The sequence below is a fragment of the Methylobacterium sp. 1030 genome (genome assembly GCF_040544715.1).
Classification (GTDB): Bacteria; Pseudomonadota; Alphaproteobacteria; order Rhizobiales; family Beijerinckiaceae; genus Methylobacterium.
In genome coordinates, this window is the sequence record NZ_JBEPKM010000011.1 from 162,928 (window position 1) to 178,687 (window position 15,760).

The window sequence follows — 15,760 nt, forward strand, 5'->3', positions numbered from 1 at the left end:
CCACTTTCCGGCTCCGCGACCGTGAGATAGAGGCTGCGAGACTGTTCCGACATCTGGATCGACATTGGCGATAGACGTGGTTTCTACAAAGACTGCCCGGACATCGCCTGCCGATACCGTCATTCCCTGTGCACGCGACGGCGCCTCCCGCGGCCCGGGCGGGCGCCGCTGGCGCCTCGTCGCCCTGGCGGGCCTGTCGGCCCTGGCCGGATCCGCGCTGGTCGGGACGCGGTCCGCCGAGGCACGGTCCGCGGGCTACGAGGGCAGCGCCCCGAGCTGCTTCCTGACCGGGGGCGGCGCGCTGGAGATCTGCCGCGAGGGCTCGGAGGCCGAGGGCGTCCTGATCGCGCCGGCGCCCTGCGCCTTCGTGCGCGGCGTGCAGATCCTGCGGCTCGCCCGCTCCGAGGCGCCCGGCCCGCTCCAGGCCGTGTTCCAGGGCCAGACACCGGTGGCGTCCCGCCGGGACGAGCCGTGCCCGGAGCGGCGCGCCACCGACAGCCGCGACGGCGGCGCCCTGCGCACCGGCCGCACCTTCGAGGCCCTGGTCACGACGCTGCCGCCCTCGGCCGACCGGTTCTGGGTCGACCTGCCGGAGGAGCGCGCGCGGACGCGCGGCTGGTCCGAGCCGACGCCGTCCGCGGAGGGCATCGGCCCGCGCGACCCCATCGCCGTGACGGGCCGGACCTGGGCCGGCGAGGCCTACAGCTACGTCTTCCTGCTCGGGCAGGAGCGCGTGGGCGTCACCGGCGGCGACGCGGCCGAGCCCGAGCGCCGCGGCCGGCGTCGGCGCCGGCGGGCGGAACCGGACGCGCCGGCGACGGGCCCGGCCGACGTCCGGCGCCGCGTCCAGATCGAGGCGCGCACCCTCGACTTCCAGACCTTCGAGATCCGGACCCGCACCGCCGACGGCTACGGGCTGGCCTGGACGCCGTTCGAGGCGGGCGCCGGCCGCGGCCGGCGCGCCGACCCGCCCGTCCCCGCCGCGGTGGTCGACGAGGCGGGCAAGCCGGTCACGTCGGCCTGCACGGCGCCGGCCTTCGAGACCCACGGGCTCGCCGGCTCGATCAGCGTCGTCGACCGCACCTATCACTACGTCTACACCGACGTGCTGCCCGAGGATTGCGGCCTCGCCCCCGAGAAGCGCCGCACCGGGCTGTTCCTGCGCACCGCGCAGGACCTGTCGGGGCCGAAGGTCTGGTCGACGGCGCGCAAGCTCGCCGGGCCGCTGCCGCCCGGGACCCTCGTGCGGGTGGCCCGCGCCAAGGGCATGCCGCGCTGGGCGGTCTCCTACACGTGCCAGCGGCCCGCCAACGCCCCGGGCGGTCCGGTGGCGGATATCTGCCTGCAATACACGGCCGACATGAACCTCGACGGGATCGGCGCCCTCAAGCTCTACGCCGATCCGGTGGAGGCGGGCCGCTCCGCCTCCTATCTCGGGCTGCGCTCGGGGGGCGACGGCAGCGGCCGGTACGACCGCAGCGCGCATTTCTGGATGACCGACGCGGAGGGCAACCTCGACACGCCGGCGATCTACCCGAACAAGGCGGGCTTCCTGACCTGGCTCGACCGGCTCGCCCCGACCGCCTCCGGGCGCGACGCGTCGAGCCTGTACGGGCGGCCCGTCTACTGGGGGACGTGGACGGTGCGCCCGATCGGCGCGCAATAAGTCGCAGGAGGCGCTATATGGGCGGCCGACAAGCCGCGCGAGGCGTGCCTGACGGACCCGATGGAAACCCATATCGACCTGTGGTTCGCCGCGAGCATCGTGGCGATCTCGCTGCTGCTCTCGGCCTTCTTCGCGGGCGCGGAGACGGCCTTCACAGCCGCCTCGCGGGCCCGGATGCACGCCCTGGAGCAGGCGGGCGACCCGCGCGCCGCGATCGTCAACCGCATCCTGGCGATTCGCGAGCGCTTCATCGGCGCGATGCTGATCGGCTACAACATCGTGGCGATCGGCGCCTCGGCCTTCACCACCAGCGTCCTCACGGCGCTGTTCGGCAAGAGCGGCGTCATCTACGCGACGGTCGGCATGTCGGTGCTGGTCATCGTCTTCGCCGAGGTGCTGCCGAAGACGCTGGCGATCTCCAAACCCGACAAGGCCGCCCTGCTCACTGCCCGCCCGGTGGCCTTCGCGGTGGCGCTGATGGGCCCGCTGGCCATCGCCATCGAGCACGTCGTGCGGGTGATGCTGAAACCGTTCGGCGTCACCATCGGCGAGCACCAGTCGATCCTCACCGCCGCCGAGGAGTTGCGCGGGCAGGTGGCGCTGATGCACCGGGAGGGCGGCGTCGCCAAGGCCGAGCGCGACATGCTGGGCGGCCTCCTCGACCTGTCGGACCTGTCGGTCTCCGACGTGATGGTCCACCGCACGAAGATGCGGGCGATCGACGCCGACCAGCCCTCCGAGGACATCGTCCGGGCGGTGCTGGCCTCGCCCTACACCCGCATGCCGCTGTGGCGCGGCACGCCCGAGAACATCGTCGGCGTCCTCCACGCCAAGGACCTGCTGCGGGCGCTCGACGCCGCGGGCGGCGACGCCTCCGGCCTGAAGGTCGAGGCGCTGGCCCTGGAGACGTGGTTCGTGCCGGGCACGACGTCGCTGCGCGCCCAGCTCAAGGCCTTCCTGACCAAGAAGACCCATTTCGCCCTGGTGGTCGACGAGTACGGCGAGGTGATGGGGCTCGTGACCCTGGAGGACATCCTGGAGGAGATCGTCGGCGACATCGCCGACGAGCACGACGTCACCGTCTCGGGCGTGCGCCCACAGGGGGACGGGTCGGTGAACGTGGACGGCGGCGTGCCGATCCGCGACCTGAACCGGGCCATGGACTGGGACCTGCCCGACGAGGAGGCGACCACCATCGCCGGCCTCGTCATCCACGAGGCGCGGACCATCCCGGACCAGGGCACCGCCTTCAACTTCCACGGCTTCCGCTTCCAGGTGCTGCGGAAGGCCAAGAACCGGATCACCACGCTCCGCATCACGCCGTTGACCGCGGCGGGGCTCCAGGCGGCCGCGCTGCCGGACGCGCCGCGCGACGCGGTGTGACGGCGGCAGGCGACCGCCGCGGCCGGGGTCCGCGCCCGCGCCGCGACGCGCGCGGGGCGGTCCTCAGCCCGGCATCGCCTCCAGCCCCTCGGCGCGGATCCAGTCGCGGGTCCGGTCCAGGGCACGTCCGAGCCGGTCGAACAGGGCGTCGATCTCGTCCGGCGCGATGATCAGCGGCGGGCAGACGGCGACGCGGTCCCCGGCGAGCGCGCGCACGATCAGCCCCTCGCCCTGCGCGAAGGCGACGCAGCGGGCGGCCACGCCCTTCTTCGGGTCGTACTGCCGCTTGCTGGCCTTGTCGGCGACGATCTCCAGGCCGCCGATCAGCCCAAGGCCGCCGGCCTCGCCCACGATGTCGTGCCCGGCGAGCGCCGCCAGACGGCGCTGGAACTGCGGCGCCTTCTCGGCCGCGCCCTCGATCACCCGGTCGCGGCGGTAGATCTCGATCGCCTTCAGGGCCACCGCGGCGGCCACCGGGTGCCCGGAATAGGTGGTGCCGTGGCCGAAGGTGCCGATCTTCTCGCTCTGGCCGATCAGCGCCTCGTAGAGCGGTTCGTCGATGCTCACGCCGCCGAGCGGCATGTAGGCCGAGGTCAGGGCCTTGGCGAAGGAGATCGAATCGGGCCGGGCCCCCAGCGCCTCGCTGCCGAACCACGTGCCGAGCCGGCCGAAGCCGCAGATCACCTCGTCGGCGATGAAGCGGACGTCGTACTTGGCCAGCACCGCCTGGATCGCCGCGAAGTACCCCCGCGGCGGCACGATCGCGCCGCCCGCGCCCATCACCGGCTCGGCGATGAAGGCCGCGACCGTCTCCGGCCCCTCGCGCAGGATCGTCTCCTCCAGCTCGGCGGCGAGGCGCGCCGAGTAGGCCTCCTCGGTCTCGCCCGGCTCGGCGCCCCGGTAGTGGTGCGCGGGCGAGACGTGCAGGAAGCCCGGCAGCGGCAGGTCCCAGTCGGCGTGGTTCGCGGCGAGCCCGGTCATCGAGGCGCTCGCGACCGTGACGCCGTGGTAGCCCTTCTGGCGGGCGATGATCTTCTTCTTCTGCGGCCGCCCCAGGGCGTTGTTGTAGTACCAGGTCAGCTTGACCTGCGTGTCGTTGGCCTCCGACCCCGAGGAGGTGAAGAAGATCTTCGAGGTCGGGACCGGCATCAGCTCCTTCAGCGTCTCGGCGAGCTCGATGCCCGGATCGTGGCTGCGGCCGGAGAACAGGTGCGTGAAGGGCATGCGCGCCATCTGCGCCCGGGCCGCCTCCACGAGCTCCGCGTTGGAGTAGCCCAGCGCCGTGCACCACAGGCCGGACATGCCCTCGATGTAGGAGCGTCCCTCAGTGTCGTAGACATGCACGCCCTCGCCCCGTTCCAGCACCAGCGGGCCGGTCTGTCGGTGCGTCGACAGGTTGGTGTAGGGATGGAGGAGGGTTTCGACGTCGCGGGTCGCGAGGTTCGAGAGCATGGTTCGCAAGGTCCTCGTGCGCGGGTGACCGCCGCCACACTACCGACCCGATGCCCCGTCAGGTAGCCCGGAGGATCCGCGTCCGGCCGTTGCCGGACGCATGCCGCCAGCGCTACTCCAGCACCGCCCCTCGCCGCGCCCGACCGATGCTCAACCCGGAAGCCTACGTCGCCCAACCCGCTCCCGGCCGCGCCTGCGGCGCCTGCACGCTGTGCTGCAAGGTCTACGACGTGCCCGCGGTCGAGAGCGTCGCGGGCCAGTGGTGCCGCCACACGAAGGTCGGCCAGGGCTGCGCCATCCACGCCACCCGCCCGGACCATTGCCGGGCCTTCCACTGCCTCTGGATGACGGAGGGATGGCTCGGCCCGGAATGGAAGCCGGACCGCGCCAAGATGGTGCTGAGCCTCGATCCGCTCACCCGCAACATGAACGTGCAGGTCGATCCCGGACAGGCGAACGCGTGGCGGCGCGAGCCCTATTACGGGCAGCTCAGGCGCTGGGCCGTGGCCTCGGTGCCCCTGCGCCGGCACGTGCTGGTCCACGTCAACAAGAGCACCACCGTCATCCTGCCGGACCGCGACGTCAGCCTCGGGGTCGTCGGCGCCGACGAGCGCATCGTCACCACCGACCGGATGACGCCCCAGGGCCCGAGCTTCGACGTCCGGAAAGTGCCGGCCTGAACCGGGCGACCGGCCGGACCCGGGGCCGGCTCAGCGCTCGGTGCCGGAATGCCGCCGCATGACCGGGGATTCGACCACCAGGAACGTCATCTGGAACAGGATCAGCCCCGTCTGGTCCGTCACCTCGATCCGCCAATCCTCGCCGAGGGCGATGCGCTGGGCGTCCTGCTTCAGGATGTCGCCGGCGCGCCGGACGGCTTCGAGCCGGGCGGATTGCCAGTCCGGCAGCTCCGTTCCCGCACCGTCCAGGATCGAGGATCCGTCGTGGATGTTGAAGTGATAGCGCGGCATCCACACGTCCCGGCCGGGTCCAGGCGGGGGATGCGGGTACCCCTCACTCGCGGCCGTGCCGAGTCCCGTCGCCGCGATTGACGGACTCGTTACGCCACGCCCGCCGGCTCGGCCATATACGGAGTTAGAGTCGCGGCCGGGATCGCCGGGCTGCGCCGCGGGCCGACGCCATGTCGCGACGCGCGAGCCTTGCGGATCCGGCCGGTTTGCCCGAGTGATCGGCCATGACGACCGTTCACGATTTCAGCGTCTCCGCGGCCGACGGAACGCCGTACCCGCTCGCGCAACACCGCGGTCAGGTGCTGCTCATCGTGAACACGGCTTCCCGCTGCGGTTTCACCCCGCAATACGAGGGGCTCGAGGCGCTCTGGCGCCGGCACCGGGATGCGGGCCTGACGATCCTGGGATTCCCCTGCAACCAGTTCGGCGCGCAGGAGCCGGGCGACGCCGCCGAGATCGCGAGCTTCTGCGCGCTGCGCTACGACGTGAGCTTCCCGGTGCTCGCCAAGGTCGCGGTGAACGGGTCGGGTGCCGACCCGCTCTACGCCCACCTCACCCGGGCCCGGACCGGGCTGTTCGGCACGCGGGCGGTCAAGTGGAACTTCACCAAGTTCCTGGTCGGACGCGACGGCCGGGTCATCGCCCGGTTCGCACCCGGGACGAAGCCCGCGGCCCTGGAGGCGAAGATCCAGGCTGCCCTGGCCGAGCCCGCCTGAGCCGCGCCCGCGTCAGACCGCGTCGAGATCCGCGGCCTCGGCGGAGACCGCGCGGCGCGCGTCGATCCGTTCGCGCACGCGCAGCACCGTCCGCAGGGGCGCGATCGGGAACGGGCGCACCGACTCGCGCAGGATCCCCGCCAGGAACCGGATCTCGGCAATCTTGCGCAAGGTCAGATCGGGCGCTCCGGCGCCCTGTGCTCGGCGCTCGAGGTCCGAGAGGGCGTCGAACAGCGCGTAGCGCCCGTCGAGATCACGGGAAAACTGTTTCGACGCGATCAGATTGGCCAGTTCGCCTTCAAAACTGCAACGGACAGGCTGATCGGAACGCATCGTCGACTCGAACACAATGTGCGTCGAACCCTAAAACAGTGTTCGCGCTTTGTCAGCCGCCGACGCGCGGCGGGCGCCGCGAATGCGGGATTGTTGCGCAATTGCATCTGCGCGGCCGCGCCGGACCGCGGCCCGGGCTCAGCCGCCGGCCGCGACGAACGCGGCGGCCGCCTCGAACTCCGTCCGGCGCGCTTCGAGGCGGACCTCCGCCTCGGCGTCGCGCCCCCAGACGGCGGCCTGATAGGTCTCGTCCACGTGGGCCGCGGCCCAGGCCTCGGCCGGTGTCAGCCGGCCCTCGAGAACCGCCAGGGCGATCAGCAGGGAGCCGGTCAGCGTGGTCAGGGTGTGCAGGCCCGCCAGCCGGAACGGGTCGGTCACCGCGTTCACCGCCGCGGAGAGCGCCTGGATCGTGTCGGCCGGCTGCGCGACGTGCATGACGCCCTCGCTCAGGATCACCCGCGCACCGAACGCGTCCCGGGCCCAGGCGAGGATCGGATCCCAGGCCTCCGCCTGGGCCGCCACGAGGCGCTCCGGATCCCCGGCGCGGTAGGCCACGAGATCGGTGCCCGCGTAGGCGCAGAGATCCGCCGCGACCTCGGCGAGGCGGGGCGTGACGCCGTCGATCGCCGTGTTGGCCAGCCGGGTCAGGGGCATCCGCGCGGGGTCGATCGCCGTGTCCTGGGCCTGCCACTCCGCCGCGACGCGCTCGGCCAGGGTCCGGCTGGGGAGACGCAGCGGGTTGCGGGCCGGCGTGTTGGCCGGACGTCCGTCCAGGGTCAGCCGGAACCCGTCGTCATCCTCGGAGAAGCCGGCTTCCTTGTAGAAGCGGTGGGGCAGGGCCGGCTTGGCGTGGCCGCGGGCGGCCCGGACCGGATCGGGCCTGTCACCGTCGCTCGGTTGCCCGAGCCAGTCTGTGGTCTGATCGCTCATGGAGGCGAGATAGGCGCTTCCGGCCCCGCGCGCGAGCCTCCCGCGATCAGGAGCCGGTCGCGAGCCCCTCGAGGAGCAGCGCCTCCAGCGCGGCGGCACTCGGGACCACCGTCACGGCCCCGGCCCCGTAGAGCGCGTCCGGCGGATGGTAGCCCCAGGCGACCCCGACGGCCGTCGCACCGGCCGCCACGCCCATGGCGATGTCGAAGGTGGTGTCGCCGACCATCACGGTGGCCTCGGGCTCGCAGCCGGCCTCGCGGATCGCCTGCTGCAGCATGGTCGGATCCGGCTTCGACGGCGCGTCGTCGGCGCTCTGGGTCGTGGCGAACCAGTCCGCCCAGCCGTAATGCGCGATCAGCCGGTCGACACCGCGCCGCGACTTCCCGGTGGCGAGGCCGATCAGCACGTCGGAGCGCCCGTGCAGCCGGGTCAGCAGGTCGGCCATGCCGGGGAACAGGGGCTCCTCGTGGGCGGGGTCGAGCCGCAGGCGGTTGTAGGCCTGCTTGTAGCTCTCCGAGAGTTCCGCGACCGGGCCGTCCTCGCCGACGAGGCGCCGGAAGGCCTGCGGCAGCGACAGGCCGACCACCGACAGGGCCTCCCGCCGCCCGGGCGCCGGCAGGCCGTTCTCCGCGAACGCCACCTCCTGGGCCGCCACGATCAGGTGCTGGCTGTCGACGAGGGTGCCGTCGACGTCGAAGACGACGAGCCTCATCGCGACCGACGCGCCGGAAGTCGCGCCGCGAGCCGCCCCGACGGCGCGGATGAAAGGAGGCGGGTCCCCGTCACGGCTTCCGGCCCGGCTGGGCCGGCGCGGCCGCGGCGGGCTGGCCGCCGGGGATCCGGGTCCGCTCGTAGCCGAGCCGGCACCGGATCAGGAAGCGCCGGCGCTTGCCGCCGCGCAACCCGCGCTGATGCGAGGCGCGGTTGCAGGCCGCGTAGGAGCGCCGCCGGCGCTCCGCGCGGGCACTGTTGGCGGTGCGCGGGGCGGCCTGCGCGGGCGCCGCGCCCGGGGCGGGCGCCGGGGCCGGATGCGGGGTCGCCGTCTCGGGGGGGTGGGTGCCGTTCGCCGTCGGCGCCGCCCTGGTCGTCTCGCCCGGCGCGGCATGCGCGATCGGCCCGGTGAGGCACAGGGCGGCGAGGCAGGCCAGCATCGCGAGCTTCATGTGTCAGGGTCTCGAACCGCCGGGAACAGGCCCCGCGGCGGATCGGCGGGGCGCGGGGCAGCATATGAGGCGGCACGGCCGGTTGCCAAGGCATGCGCCGCGCGGGACGCCCGGACCGCACCCGACTTTCACCGGAGATGCCGCGGCGCTGACGGGCGCTCGCGTGACGGTTATCTGGGGGACGGGAAGGGTGATCCGGCGATGAACCTCGTGCTGCTGCCCGGCTTCATGACCGATGCCGACCTCTGGTCGGACGTGGTCGCGCGCCTCGCCGAGGTGGGTCCGATCACGCACGGCGACCTCGCGCGGGACGCCGCCATCGCCGACATGGCGCGCCGCGTCGCCGCGGAGGCGCCGCCGCGCTTCGGGCTCGTGGGCTTCTCCATGGGCGGCTACGTCGCCCGCGCGGTGGCCCGGCTCGTGCCGGACCGGGTGGAGGCGTTGGTCCTCGTCGCCACCTCGTCGCGGGCCGACACGCCGGCCCAGGCGCGCCGGAAGGCGGCCGCCGTCGCCCATATGCGCCAGCAGGGCTACCGGGGCCTCAGCCGGTCGGCGATCCTCCAGTCGGTGCACCCGGACCGCGCCGGCGACGGCGCCCTCCTGAGCCGGATCCGGCAGATGGGCGACCGGCTCGGCGGAGAGGTCTTCCTGCGCCAGGCCGGGCAGGCGCGCGAATCCGATGGCGACCGCCTCGGCGCGATCGGCTGCCCGACCCTGGTCGTGGCGGCGGCCCAGGACGCCCTGCGCAGCCTCGACGAGGCGCGGGAGCTCCGCGACGGCATCCCGGGCGCGACGCTGAGGGTGATCGACGGGTCGGGCCACATGCTGCCGCTCGAGGCCCCGGACGCGCTGGCGGACGCGATCGTGCCCTGGCTGCGGGCTCAGGCCTCCGGAGCCTCGACGATCGGGTCGTAGCGGGCGGCGTCGAAGCCCAGGAGATTCCAGCTCTGCGCCATGTGGGGCGGGAGCGGCGCGCTCACGTCGACCGGCTTGCCGGTCCGCGGGTGCGGGATGACGATCCGCCGGGCGAGCAGGTGGAGGCGGTTCTGGATGCCGCCCGGCAGCTCCCAGTTCTCGACGGAGAAGTATTTCGGGTCGCCCACGATCGGGTGGCCGATATGGGCCGCGTGGGCGCGCAGCTGGTGCGTGCGGCCGGTGACCGGCTTGAACGACAGCCAGGACAGCTTCTGGGCCGCCTGATCGACCATCGCGTAGTAGGTCAGCGCGTGGCTCGCGCCCTCGTCGCCGTGCTTGGCGACCCGCATCCGCGCGTCGGCGTCGGTGGGCTCCTCCTTGGCGAGGTAGGTCGAGACGCGTCCCTGCCGGACCCGCGGCACGCCCGCGGTGAGCGCCCAGTAGATCTTCCGCGCCGCCCGGGACCGGAAGCTCTTGGCCAGCGTCGCGGCGGCGAGCCGGGTCTTGGCGATGATCAGGCACCCGGCCGTGTCCTTGTCCAGCCGGTGGACGAGGCGCGGCTTCTGGCCGTCCGGACCCGTGAGGGCGGCGAGCAGGCCGTCCACGTGCCGGACCGTCCCCGAACCGCCCTGGACCGCGAGGCCGAAGGGCTTGTTGAGGATCATCATGTCGGCATCCTCGTAGAGGATCAGCGACCGGATGAAGGCGGCGTCGTCCTGCTCGCGGGCGGCGCTGCGCGGCCGCTCGGTGGGCTGGTCGAGGCGCAGCGGCGGCACGCGCACGCTCATGCCCGGCTCCAGCCGGTCGTTCGGCTTGGCGCGCTTGCCGTCGACCCGCAACTCGCCCTTGCGGACGATGGTCTGCACGCGGGTGAAGGGCAGGAGCGGGAAGCGGGCGGTGAGGAAGCGGTCGATCCGCATCCCGGCCTCGTCCGGCTCGACGGTCAGGGTCTGCACGCCGGAGGCGAGGGTCGCGGAGGCGGCGGCGCGCTGCTCGCGCCGGGTCGGACCGGGCGCGGGGGCAGAGGCGGTGGCGAGGGCCGGGGAGGGGGCCGCCGAGCGCTTGGCCGGCGGCCGGCCGCCGGGCTTGCCCGCCGCGGCGTCGCGCGGTGCGGCGGCGTCGCGGCGCGGCTTCGGCGGCCGGGCCGGCGCCGGGGCCGCAGCGGCCTGCGCGCCCCAGGGATCGCGGGTGCCGGCATCCTCGCCGCGGTTGCGGGCCGCGCGCTCGGCGGCGTCGCGGGCGCTGGTGCGCGGGCCCGTGCGGGCGCGGCCGTCGGCCTGGGCCTTGCCGCCCCTGAACTTGCTGGCGCTGGACTTGCCGGCCTGAGGCTTGCGCCCCGTCGGCCCGCCGCTTCTGGGAGGTCGTATCGTCATGCTTCCGCCGGCACCCGTCTCCGCGTCGGACGGAGCGTCCGGGCGCATGGGCCGCGGCGTCGCGGACGTCCGGACCGATGGGATTGCCCGGCTGTAGCATCGCCCGCGCCGAGCGGCAAAGGCGGTGGGCCGGCCCGGTCCGTCAGAGCTCCGCGCGCCACGCGTCGCGGAGGCGGGCCTTCAGGCCGGCGGGGAAGAGGTCGGGACCGCCCGGCACGTCGAGCCCGTCCAGATCGCACCACCGCGCCACGCAGGCGGTGCCGGAATCCTCGTGGAAGACGAAGCGCTCCTGCCCGTCGAACCGCCCCGGCGGCAGGGCGACGGGGAACAGGAACAGCACCTCGTGCCCGACCTGCCCCTCGTGCGTGAAGATGTTCTCCATGACGCGGGGGCCGCCGAGCACCGAGACGGTGACGCCGAGCTCCTCCCGGAACTCCCGGATCAGGGCGTCCTCGACCCGCTCGCCGAACGCGACGCTGCCGCCGAGCGGCCGGACGCCTTTCAGCCGCCCGTCATCCGCGCGGACCTCGGCCACGAGCAGGCTGTTGCCGCGCCGGGGCAGACCCAGTGCCTTCACGCGAATCTCCGCAGGGGGCCGCCAGACCGTCATCCCGCAGGGGCTAGCCCGTCGTCGGCGAGGCCGCAACGGACCGGCGCACAGCGCGCCGATCCACGGCAACAACCGGACACACGGTTGACGCCCGCCCCCGCTACGGCCAAGCTGTGTTCGACGGTTCCCCTCGGGGATCAAAAGGGAACGCGGTGAGGGGTTCGCCCCGAAGCCGCGGCTGCCCCCGCAACTGTAAGCGGCGAGCCCTTCACCACCACGTCACTGGGTCACCCCGGGAAGACGGTGCGAGGGCGGCGACCCGCGAGCCAGGAGACCTGCCGTCAGCCGTGGTCACACGCGAAACGCGCCGGGCGGGGTGTCCTGGCGGGTGTCGAGGCGCCGCCAGTCCCGAGGGGAGGCGGCCGCCGAGGCCTCGTTCGCGGTGACGTGCCACAGCAAGCGCGCCCGCGACGCCGTTCCCCATGCCCGTCTCCGCCGTCCCGAACCCCTCGAGCCCTGTCGCAGGACGCCGTCGCGCGCCCGCACGGGCAGAGGCTACCGGACAGCGAGCGCATTGTAATGTTATTACAATGCTTGTAGGACGCGGGGGCCGGCGCGCGCCGCGCACGGACCGCTTTCCCCATGTCTCCATCGACCCATCGCTCCTGCCTCGGCGGGCGGGCCCCGCTCTGCGGCGTTCTCCTCGCGCTCCTCGCCAGTCCGGCCGCCGCACAGGAGGTGGTCACGCTGGATGAGCTGTCGGTCGCGGGCGCGGGCGGCGACCCGAGCCGCCTCCCGCCGAACGGGCTCAACCTGCGCACGCCTGACCGGACCGCGAGCCGCCTCGGCCTGACGCCGCTGGAGACGCCGGCCAGCCTCGACATCGTGTCGGGCGAGACCGCGCGGCTGCGCGGCCAGGACACGATCGCCGAGGCCGTGACCCAGGACGCGACCGGCATCACCACCATCGCGGCGCCCGGCAACGGCAACGGCGCGTTCACGTCCCGCGGCTTCGCCGGCCCGAACTCGATCCAGCAGCTCTACGACGGCACGCGCTTCTACGTCGGCGCCAACACCGTGACCTTCCCGTTCGACACGTGGAACGTCGAGCGGATCGAGGTGCTGCGCGGGCCGTCCTCGGTGCTCTACGGCGACGGCGCCATCGGCGGCGTCATCAACGTGGTGCCCAAGAAGCCGGTCTTCGTGCCGATCAACGCCGCCCGCGCGGTGATCGGCACCGACGGGGTCGCGCGGCTCGCCCTCGATTCCGGCGGCCCGCTGGGCCAGGCTGAGTACGGCGACACCTTCGCGTACCGCCTCAACGTCAGCGGCAACCGCGCCGACGGCTGGATGCGGCCGGAGGGCGATTTCCGCAACCTCGCGGTCTCCGCCGCCCTGCTGTTCCGGCCGAGCGCCGACCTCGCCTTCACCCTGAGCCACGATCTCGGCTACCAGGAGCCCGCCCGCTACTGGGGCACGCCGCTGGTCGAGGGACGGATCCCGGATCTCATCCGGTTCAACAACTACAACGTCCGCGACGCGAAGATCACGTGGGCCGACAACTGGACCCAGCTCAAGACCGAGTGGTCCCCCTCGGCCGACATCACGATCCGCAACACCGCCTACCGGCTGACCAGCCGGCGCCACTGGCTCGACGTCGAGCAGTACAGCTACAACCGCGGCACCGGGCTCGTGGACCGGGGCGACTACCTGGAGATCTACCACAGCCAGGAGCAGGTCGGAGACCGCCTCGACGCGACGTTCCGGGGCAGCCTGTTCGGGCTGCCGAACCAGTTCGTGGCCGGCTTCGACGTGAACCACATCGACTTCCGCCACACCAACAACTTCTACTTCGACCAGACCACGAGCGTGCCGCTCACCGGCTACGATCCGGGCCTGTTCCCGCAGAACGGCCGGGCGCGCCCGGCCTACGCGACGCAGACGAGCCAGGCCTCGGTCTTCGCCGAGGACCGGGTGATCCTGTCGGACAAGCTCTCGTTCCTCACCGGCGTGCGCCTCGACGTGCCGACGCTGAACCGCGAGGACCTGCAGACGGGATCGCGGTTCGAGAAGACCTATCGGGCGCTCGGCTACCGGTTCGGCCTCGTCTACAACCCGACGCCGGACAGCGCGCTCTACGCCCAGTACAGCTTCGCCACCGACCCGGTGAACAGCCTGATCACGCTGTCGCAGTCGCTGGCCGGCTTCAAGCTCGCGACCGGCGATCAGGTCGAGATCGGCGCCAAGGGTCTGGCCTTCGACGGCGCCCTCGAATGGACCGTCGCGGGCTACCGGATCGTCAAGGACAACCTGATCTCGGCGATCCCCGGCCAGCCGACGCTGTCCACGCAGGTGGGGAGCCAGTCCTCGCAGGGCTTCGAGCTGGCGCTCGGCTGGCGCTTCGCGCCGGGCTGGCGGCTCGACGGCAACCTCGCGCTCCTCCACGCGCAGTACGACCGGTTCGACCAGACGGTGAACGGCGCCACCGTCTCGTATGCCGGCAACCAGCCGATCGACGTGCCCGAGCGCGTGGCCAACCTCTGGCTGACCTGGGACGTCACCCGCGACTGGACCGCGCGGGTCGGACTGCAGAACGTCGGGCAGGTCTACAGCGACTTCGGCAACACGGCGCGGCGCCCCGCCTACAACCTCGTCAACGCGGTCCTGGACCATCAGGTGACGGCGGACTCGCGCCTGTCCGTGCGGGTCTACAACCTGTTCGACAAGGTCTACGCGATCTCGGGCAACGCCGTGAACGGGGTCGGCACCAACTGGCTGCTCGGGCGCCCGCGCTCGGTCGAGGTCGCCTACACGGTGACGTGGTGAGCCTGCCGCACCGGCTCGGCAAGGCGGGACGGCGCTGGCTGCTCCTGTTCCACCGCTGGGCCGGGATCGCCGCGGGGCTGTTCTTCGCGCTGTGGATCGGCTCCGGGCTGGTGATGCTCTACGTGCCGTTCCCGGCGCTCACCGAGGCCGAGCGGCTGTCGGGGCTCGCCCCGATCGCCTGGGATCAGGTCGCGGTCGCGCCGGACGCGGCGCTGCGGGCCGGCGGGCTCGCCGGCGTGCCGGCCGCCTTCGGCCTGGAGATGCGGGGCGACGAGCCGGTCTACCGGATCGCCGGCCACGACGGCACCCGGGTGACGGTCTCGGCACGGACCGGCGCGCGGCTCGGTCCGCTGACACTCGCAGACGCGCTGCGTGTCGCGGCCGGTGGTGCTCCGGCTGCGCAGGCCGAGCTGGTCGCGCGCGACCAGTGGACCGTCACGGCCCGCTACGATCCGCTCCGGCCCTTCCTGAAGGTGGCCCTCGGCGACGCCGCGGGGACCGAGCTCTACGTGTCTGCGGTGACCGGGGAGATCGCCCTCGACACGACACGCTTCGAGCGGGGCTGGAACTGGGTGGGTTCGGTGGCGCACTGGATCTACCTCACGCCGCTGCGGGCCCGGCCGGAGCTGTGGCGGACGGTCCTGTTGTGGCTCTCCGGTTTCGCCGCCCTCGGCGCGCTGAGTGGAGGCGCGATCGGGATCTGGCGCCTGCGCCTTCGGCGGCGCTACGCGGCCGGGGCCGTCACGCCCTATCGCGGGCTGGCGCGCTGGCACCACCTGCTCGGCCTCGCGGGGGGCCTCGGCTTGAGCACGTTCATCGTCAGCGGCTGGATCTCCATGAACCCGAACCGCTGGTTCAGCGCGACCAGCCCGCCGGTAGCGTTGCGCGCCGCCTATGCTGGAATCCCGCCGGCGCTCGGCCTCGATCCGCACCGGCTCCGCGATGGCGCCGTGCCGGATACGCGCACCCTGCGCTTCGCCGCCGTCGGCGGACGCTGGTGGGTCGTCGCCGAGACGGCGGACGGCCTCCGGACGGTCGCAGCGGACGGCGCGACCGCCCTCGACGCGCGCAGCATCGCGACGGCCGCGGCAGACGGTTTCGCGGACGGTCCCCTCCGGTCGATCCGCCCGTTATACGCCTACAACGCCTACTGGTATCCCCACGGGGCCGACCCACGGCCGCTTCCGGTGCTGCGCCTGCGCTTCGGCGACGCGGCCGCCACGTGGCTCCACGTCGATCCCCGGGACGGCACGATCCTCCAGCGCCTGGACCGCTCGGGCCGGATCAACCGCTGGCTGTTCGACGCCGCGCACCGGCTCGACCTGCCGGGGCTCACCGGCAACCGCCCCCTGCACGATACGGCCCAGTGGGTCCTGAATCTCCTGGCGGCGGGCATCGCGGTCACCGGGATCGTGGCGGGCTGGCGCAGGCTGCGTCGGACGCTGTCCGCCTGAGGTCGGTTTCAGCGTGTGCTGTCGAGCG

At 73.2% G+C, this 15,760-nt stretch carries 15 protein-coding genes and 1 riboswitch; of the genes, 7 read left to right on the top strand and 8 right to left on the bottom strand.

Annotated elements, in window-relative coordinates:
* Window positions 1-76 precede the first annotated feature (76 nt).
* The gene (locus ABIC30_RS17750; RefSeq protein WP_354455849.1) at window positions 77-1,666 is read left to right on the top strand and encodes a hypothetical protein; all 1,590 of its coding nucleotides are present in this window, start codon (window positions 77-79) and stop codon (window positions 1,664-1,666) included.
* Between the two features lie 60 nt (window positions 1,667-1,726).
* On the top strand, window positions 1,727-3,049 hold the full coding sequence (locus tag ABIC30_RS17755; RefSeq protein WP_091681339.1) for an HlyC/CorC family transporter: 1,323 nt from the start codon (window positions 1,727-1,729) through the stop codon (window positions 3,047-3,049).
* Between the two features lie 63 nt (window positions 3,050-3,112).
* Here the strand turns inward: ABIC30_RS17755 and ABIC30_RS17760 are convergent, their stop codons facing one another.
* Window positions 3,113-4,501 carry an aminotransferase gene (locus tag ABIC30_RS17760; RefSeq protein ID WP_091681337.1) on the bottom strand — a complete coding sequence of 463 codons (1,389 nt, stop codon included), beginning with the start codon at window positions 4,499-4,501 and terminating at the stop codon, window positions 3,113-3,115.
* A 146-nt stretch (window positions 4,502-4,647) separates the two neighbouring features.
* Between ABIC30_RS17760 and ABIC30_RS17765 the strand changes: the two genes are divergently transcribed.
* Window positions 4,648-5,181 carry a hypothetical protein gene (locus ABIC30_RS17765; protein ID WP_354455898.1) on the top strand — a complete coding sequence of 178 codons (534 nt, stop codon included), beginning with the start codon at window positions 4,648-4,650 and terminating at the stop codon, window positions 5,179-5,181.
* A 30-nt stretch (window positions 5,182-5,211) separates the two neighbouring features.
* Here the strand turns inward: ABIC30_RS17765 and ABIC30_RS17770 are convergent, their stop codons facing one another.
* A complete protein-coding gene (locus ABIC30_RS17770) occupies window positions 5,212-5,472 on the bottom strand; it encodes a DUF6894 family protein (protein ID WP_091681333.1) in 261 nt (86 codons plus the stop codon).
* A gap of 224 nt (window positions 5,473-5,696) precedes the next feature.
* Between ABIC30_RS17770 and ABIC30_RS17775 the strand changes: the two genes are divergently transcribed.
* Window positions 5,697-6,188: a glutathione peroxidase gene (locus ABIC30_RS17775; protein WP_091681331.1), complete on the top strand. Its 492-nt coding sequence runs from the start codon at window positions 5,697-5,699 to the stop codon at window positions 6,186-6,188.
* A gap of 12 nt (window positions 6,189-6,200) precedes the next feature.
* On the opposite strand, the gene ABIC30_RS17780 is transcribed toward ABIC30_RS17775, so the two are convergent.
* The 4 genes from ABIC30_RS17780 to ABIC30_RS17795 all read right to left on the bottom strand — a co-directional run bounded on the left by ABIC30_RS17780 (window position 6,201) and on the right by ABIC30_RS17795 (window position 8,614).
* A complete protein-coding gene (locus tag ABIC30_RS17780) occupies window positions 6,201-6,521 on the bottom strand; it encodes a hypothetical protein (protein WP_132366861.1) in 321 nt (106 codons plus the stop codon).
* A 138-nt stretch (window positions 6,522-6,659) separates the two neighbouring features.
* Window positions 6,660-7,451: an ATP12 family chaperone protein gene (locus tag ABIC30_RS17785; protein ID WP_354455850.1), complete on the bottom strand. Its 792-nt coding sequence runs from the start codon at window positions 7,449-7,451 to the stop codon at window positions 6,660-6,662.
* 46 nt (window positions 7,452-7,497) lie between these two features.
* On the bottom strand, window positions 7,498-8,163 hold the full coding sequence (locus tag ABIC30_RS17790; protein ID WP_020093660.1) for an HAD-IA family hydrolase: 666 nt from the start codon (window positions 8,161-8,163) through the stop codon (window positions 7,498-7,500).
* Between the two features lie 70 nt (window positions 8,164-8,233).
* Window positions 8,234-8,614: a hypothetical protein gene (locus ABIC30_RS17795; protein ID WP_020093661.1), complete on the bottom strand. Its 381-nt coding sequence runs from the start codon at window positions 8,612-8,614 to the stop codon at window positions 8,234-8,236.
* 201 nt (window positions 8,615-8,815) lie between these two features.
* Here ABIC30_RS17795 and ABIC30_RS17800 point away from each other — a divergent pair, with 201 nt between their 5' ends.
* Window positions 8,816-9,529 (top strand): alpha/beta fold hydrolase, encoded by a 714-nt coding sequence (locus tag ABIC30_RS17800; RefSeq protein WP_354455851.1) that lies wholly within the window; start codon window positions 8,816-8,818, stop codon window positions 9,527-9,529.
* Here ABIC30_RS17800 and ABIC30_RS17805 read toward each other — a convergent pair.
* The gene (locus ABIC30_RS17805) at window positions 9,496-10,902 is read right to left on the bottom strand and encodes an RluA family pseudouridine synthase (RefSeq protein WP_091681322.1); all 1,407 of its coding nucleotides are present in this window, start codon (window positions 10,900-10,902) and stop codon (window positions 9,496-9,498) included. The two genes, ABIC30_RS17800 and ABIC30_RS17805, sit on opposite strands and share 34 nt — an antisense overlap.
* 142 nt (window positions 10,903-11,044) lie before the next feature.
* Window positions 11,045-11,479: an NUDIX hydrolase gene (locus ABIC30_RS17810; RefSeq protein ID WP_502915844.1), complete on the bottom strand. Its 435-nt coding sequence runs from the start codon at window positions 11,477-11,479 to the stop codon at window positions 11,045-11,047.
* A 137-nt stretch (window positions 11,480-11,616) separates the two neighbouring features.
* A riboswitch (cobalamin riboswitch) is annotated at window positions 11,617-11,809 on the top strand.
* Window positions 11,810-12,094: 285 nt separating this feature from the next.
* Here ABIC30_RS17810 and ABIC30_RS17815 point away from each other — a divergent pair.
* Window positions 12,095-14,278: a TonB-dependent receptor gene (locus ABIC30_RS17815; RefSeq protein ID WP_354455853.1), complete on the top strand. Its 2,184-nt coding sequence runs from the start codon at window positions 12,095-12,097 to the stop codon at window positions 14,276-14,278.
* Window positions 14,272-15,732: a PepSY domain-containing protein gene (locus ABIC30_RS17820; protein ID WP_354455854.1), complete on the top strand. Its 1,461-nt coding sequence runs from the start codon at window positions 14,272-14,274 to the stop codon at window positions 15,730-15,732. Before ABIC30_RS17815 ends, ABIC30_RS17820 begins: the two co-directional genes overlap by 7 nt.
* Window positions 15,733-15,760: the final 28 nt, after the last annotated feature.

What these genes read in the sequence shown, in the direction of transcription:
- ABIC30_RS17755 (WP_091681339.1), top strand. Translation starts at nt 1,727, where the DNA reads ATGGAAACCCATATCGACCTGTGGTTCGCCGCGAGCATCGTGGCGATC.
- ABIC30_RS17760 (WP_091681337.1), bottom strand. Translation starts at nt 4,501, where the DNA reads ATGCTCTCGAACCTCGCGACCCGCGACGTCGAAACCCTCCTCCATCCC.
- ABIC30_RS17765 (WP_354455898.1), top strand. Translation starts at nt 4,648, where the DNA reads ATGCTCAACCCGGAAGCCTACGTCGCCCAACCCGCTCCCGGCCGCGCC.
- ABIC30_RS17770 (WP_091681333.1), bottom strand. Translation starts at nt 5,472, where the DNA reads ATGCCGCGCTATCACTTCAACATCCACGACGGATCCTCGATCCTGGAC.
- ABIC30_RS17775 (WP_091681331.1), top strand. Translation starts at nt 5,697, where the DNA reads ATGACGACCGTTCACGATTTCAGCGTCTCCGCGGCCGACGGAACGCCG.
- ABIC30_RS17780 (WP_132366861.1), bottom strand. Translation starts at nt 6,521, where the DNA reads ATGCGTTCCGATCAGCCTGTCCGTTGCAGTTTTGAAGGCGAACTGGCC.
- ABIC30_RS17785 (WP_354455850.1), bottom strand. Translation starts at nt 7,451, where the DNA reads ATGAGCGATCAGACCACAGACTGGCTCGGGCAACCGAGCGACGGTGAC.
- ABIC30_RS17790 (WP_020093660.1), bottom strand. Translation starts at nt 8,163, where the DNA reads ATGAGGCTCGTCGTCTTCGACGTCGACGGCACCCTCGTCGACAGCCAG.
- ABIC30_RS17795 (WP_020093661.1), bottom strand. Translation starts at nt 8,614, where the DNA reads ATGAAGCTCGCGATGCTGGCCTGCCTCGCCGCCCTGTGCCTCACCGGG.
- ABIC30_RS17800 (WP_354455851.1), top strand. Translation starts at nt 8,816, where the DNA reads ATGAACCTCGTGCTGCTGCCCGGCTTCATGACCGATGCCGACCTCTGG.
- ABIC30_RS17805 (WP_091681322.1), bottom strand. Translation starts at nt 10,902, where the DNA reads ATGACGATACGACCTCCCAGAAGCGGCGGGCCGACGGGGCGCAAGCCT.
- ABIC30_RS17815 (WP_354455853.1), top strand. Translation starts at nt 12,095, where the DNA reads ATGTCTCCATCGACCCATCGCTCCTGCCTCGGCGGGCGGGCCCCGCTC.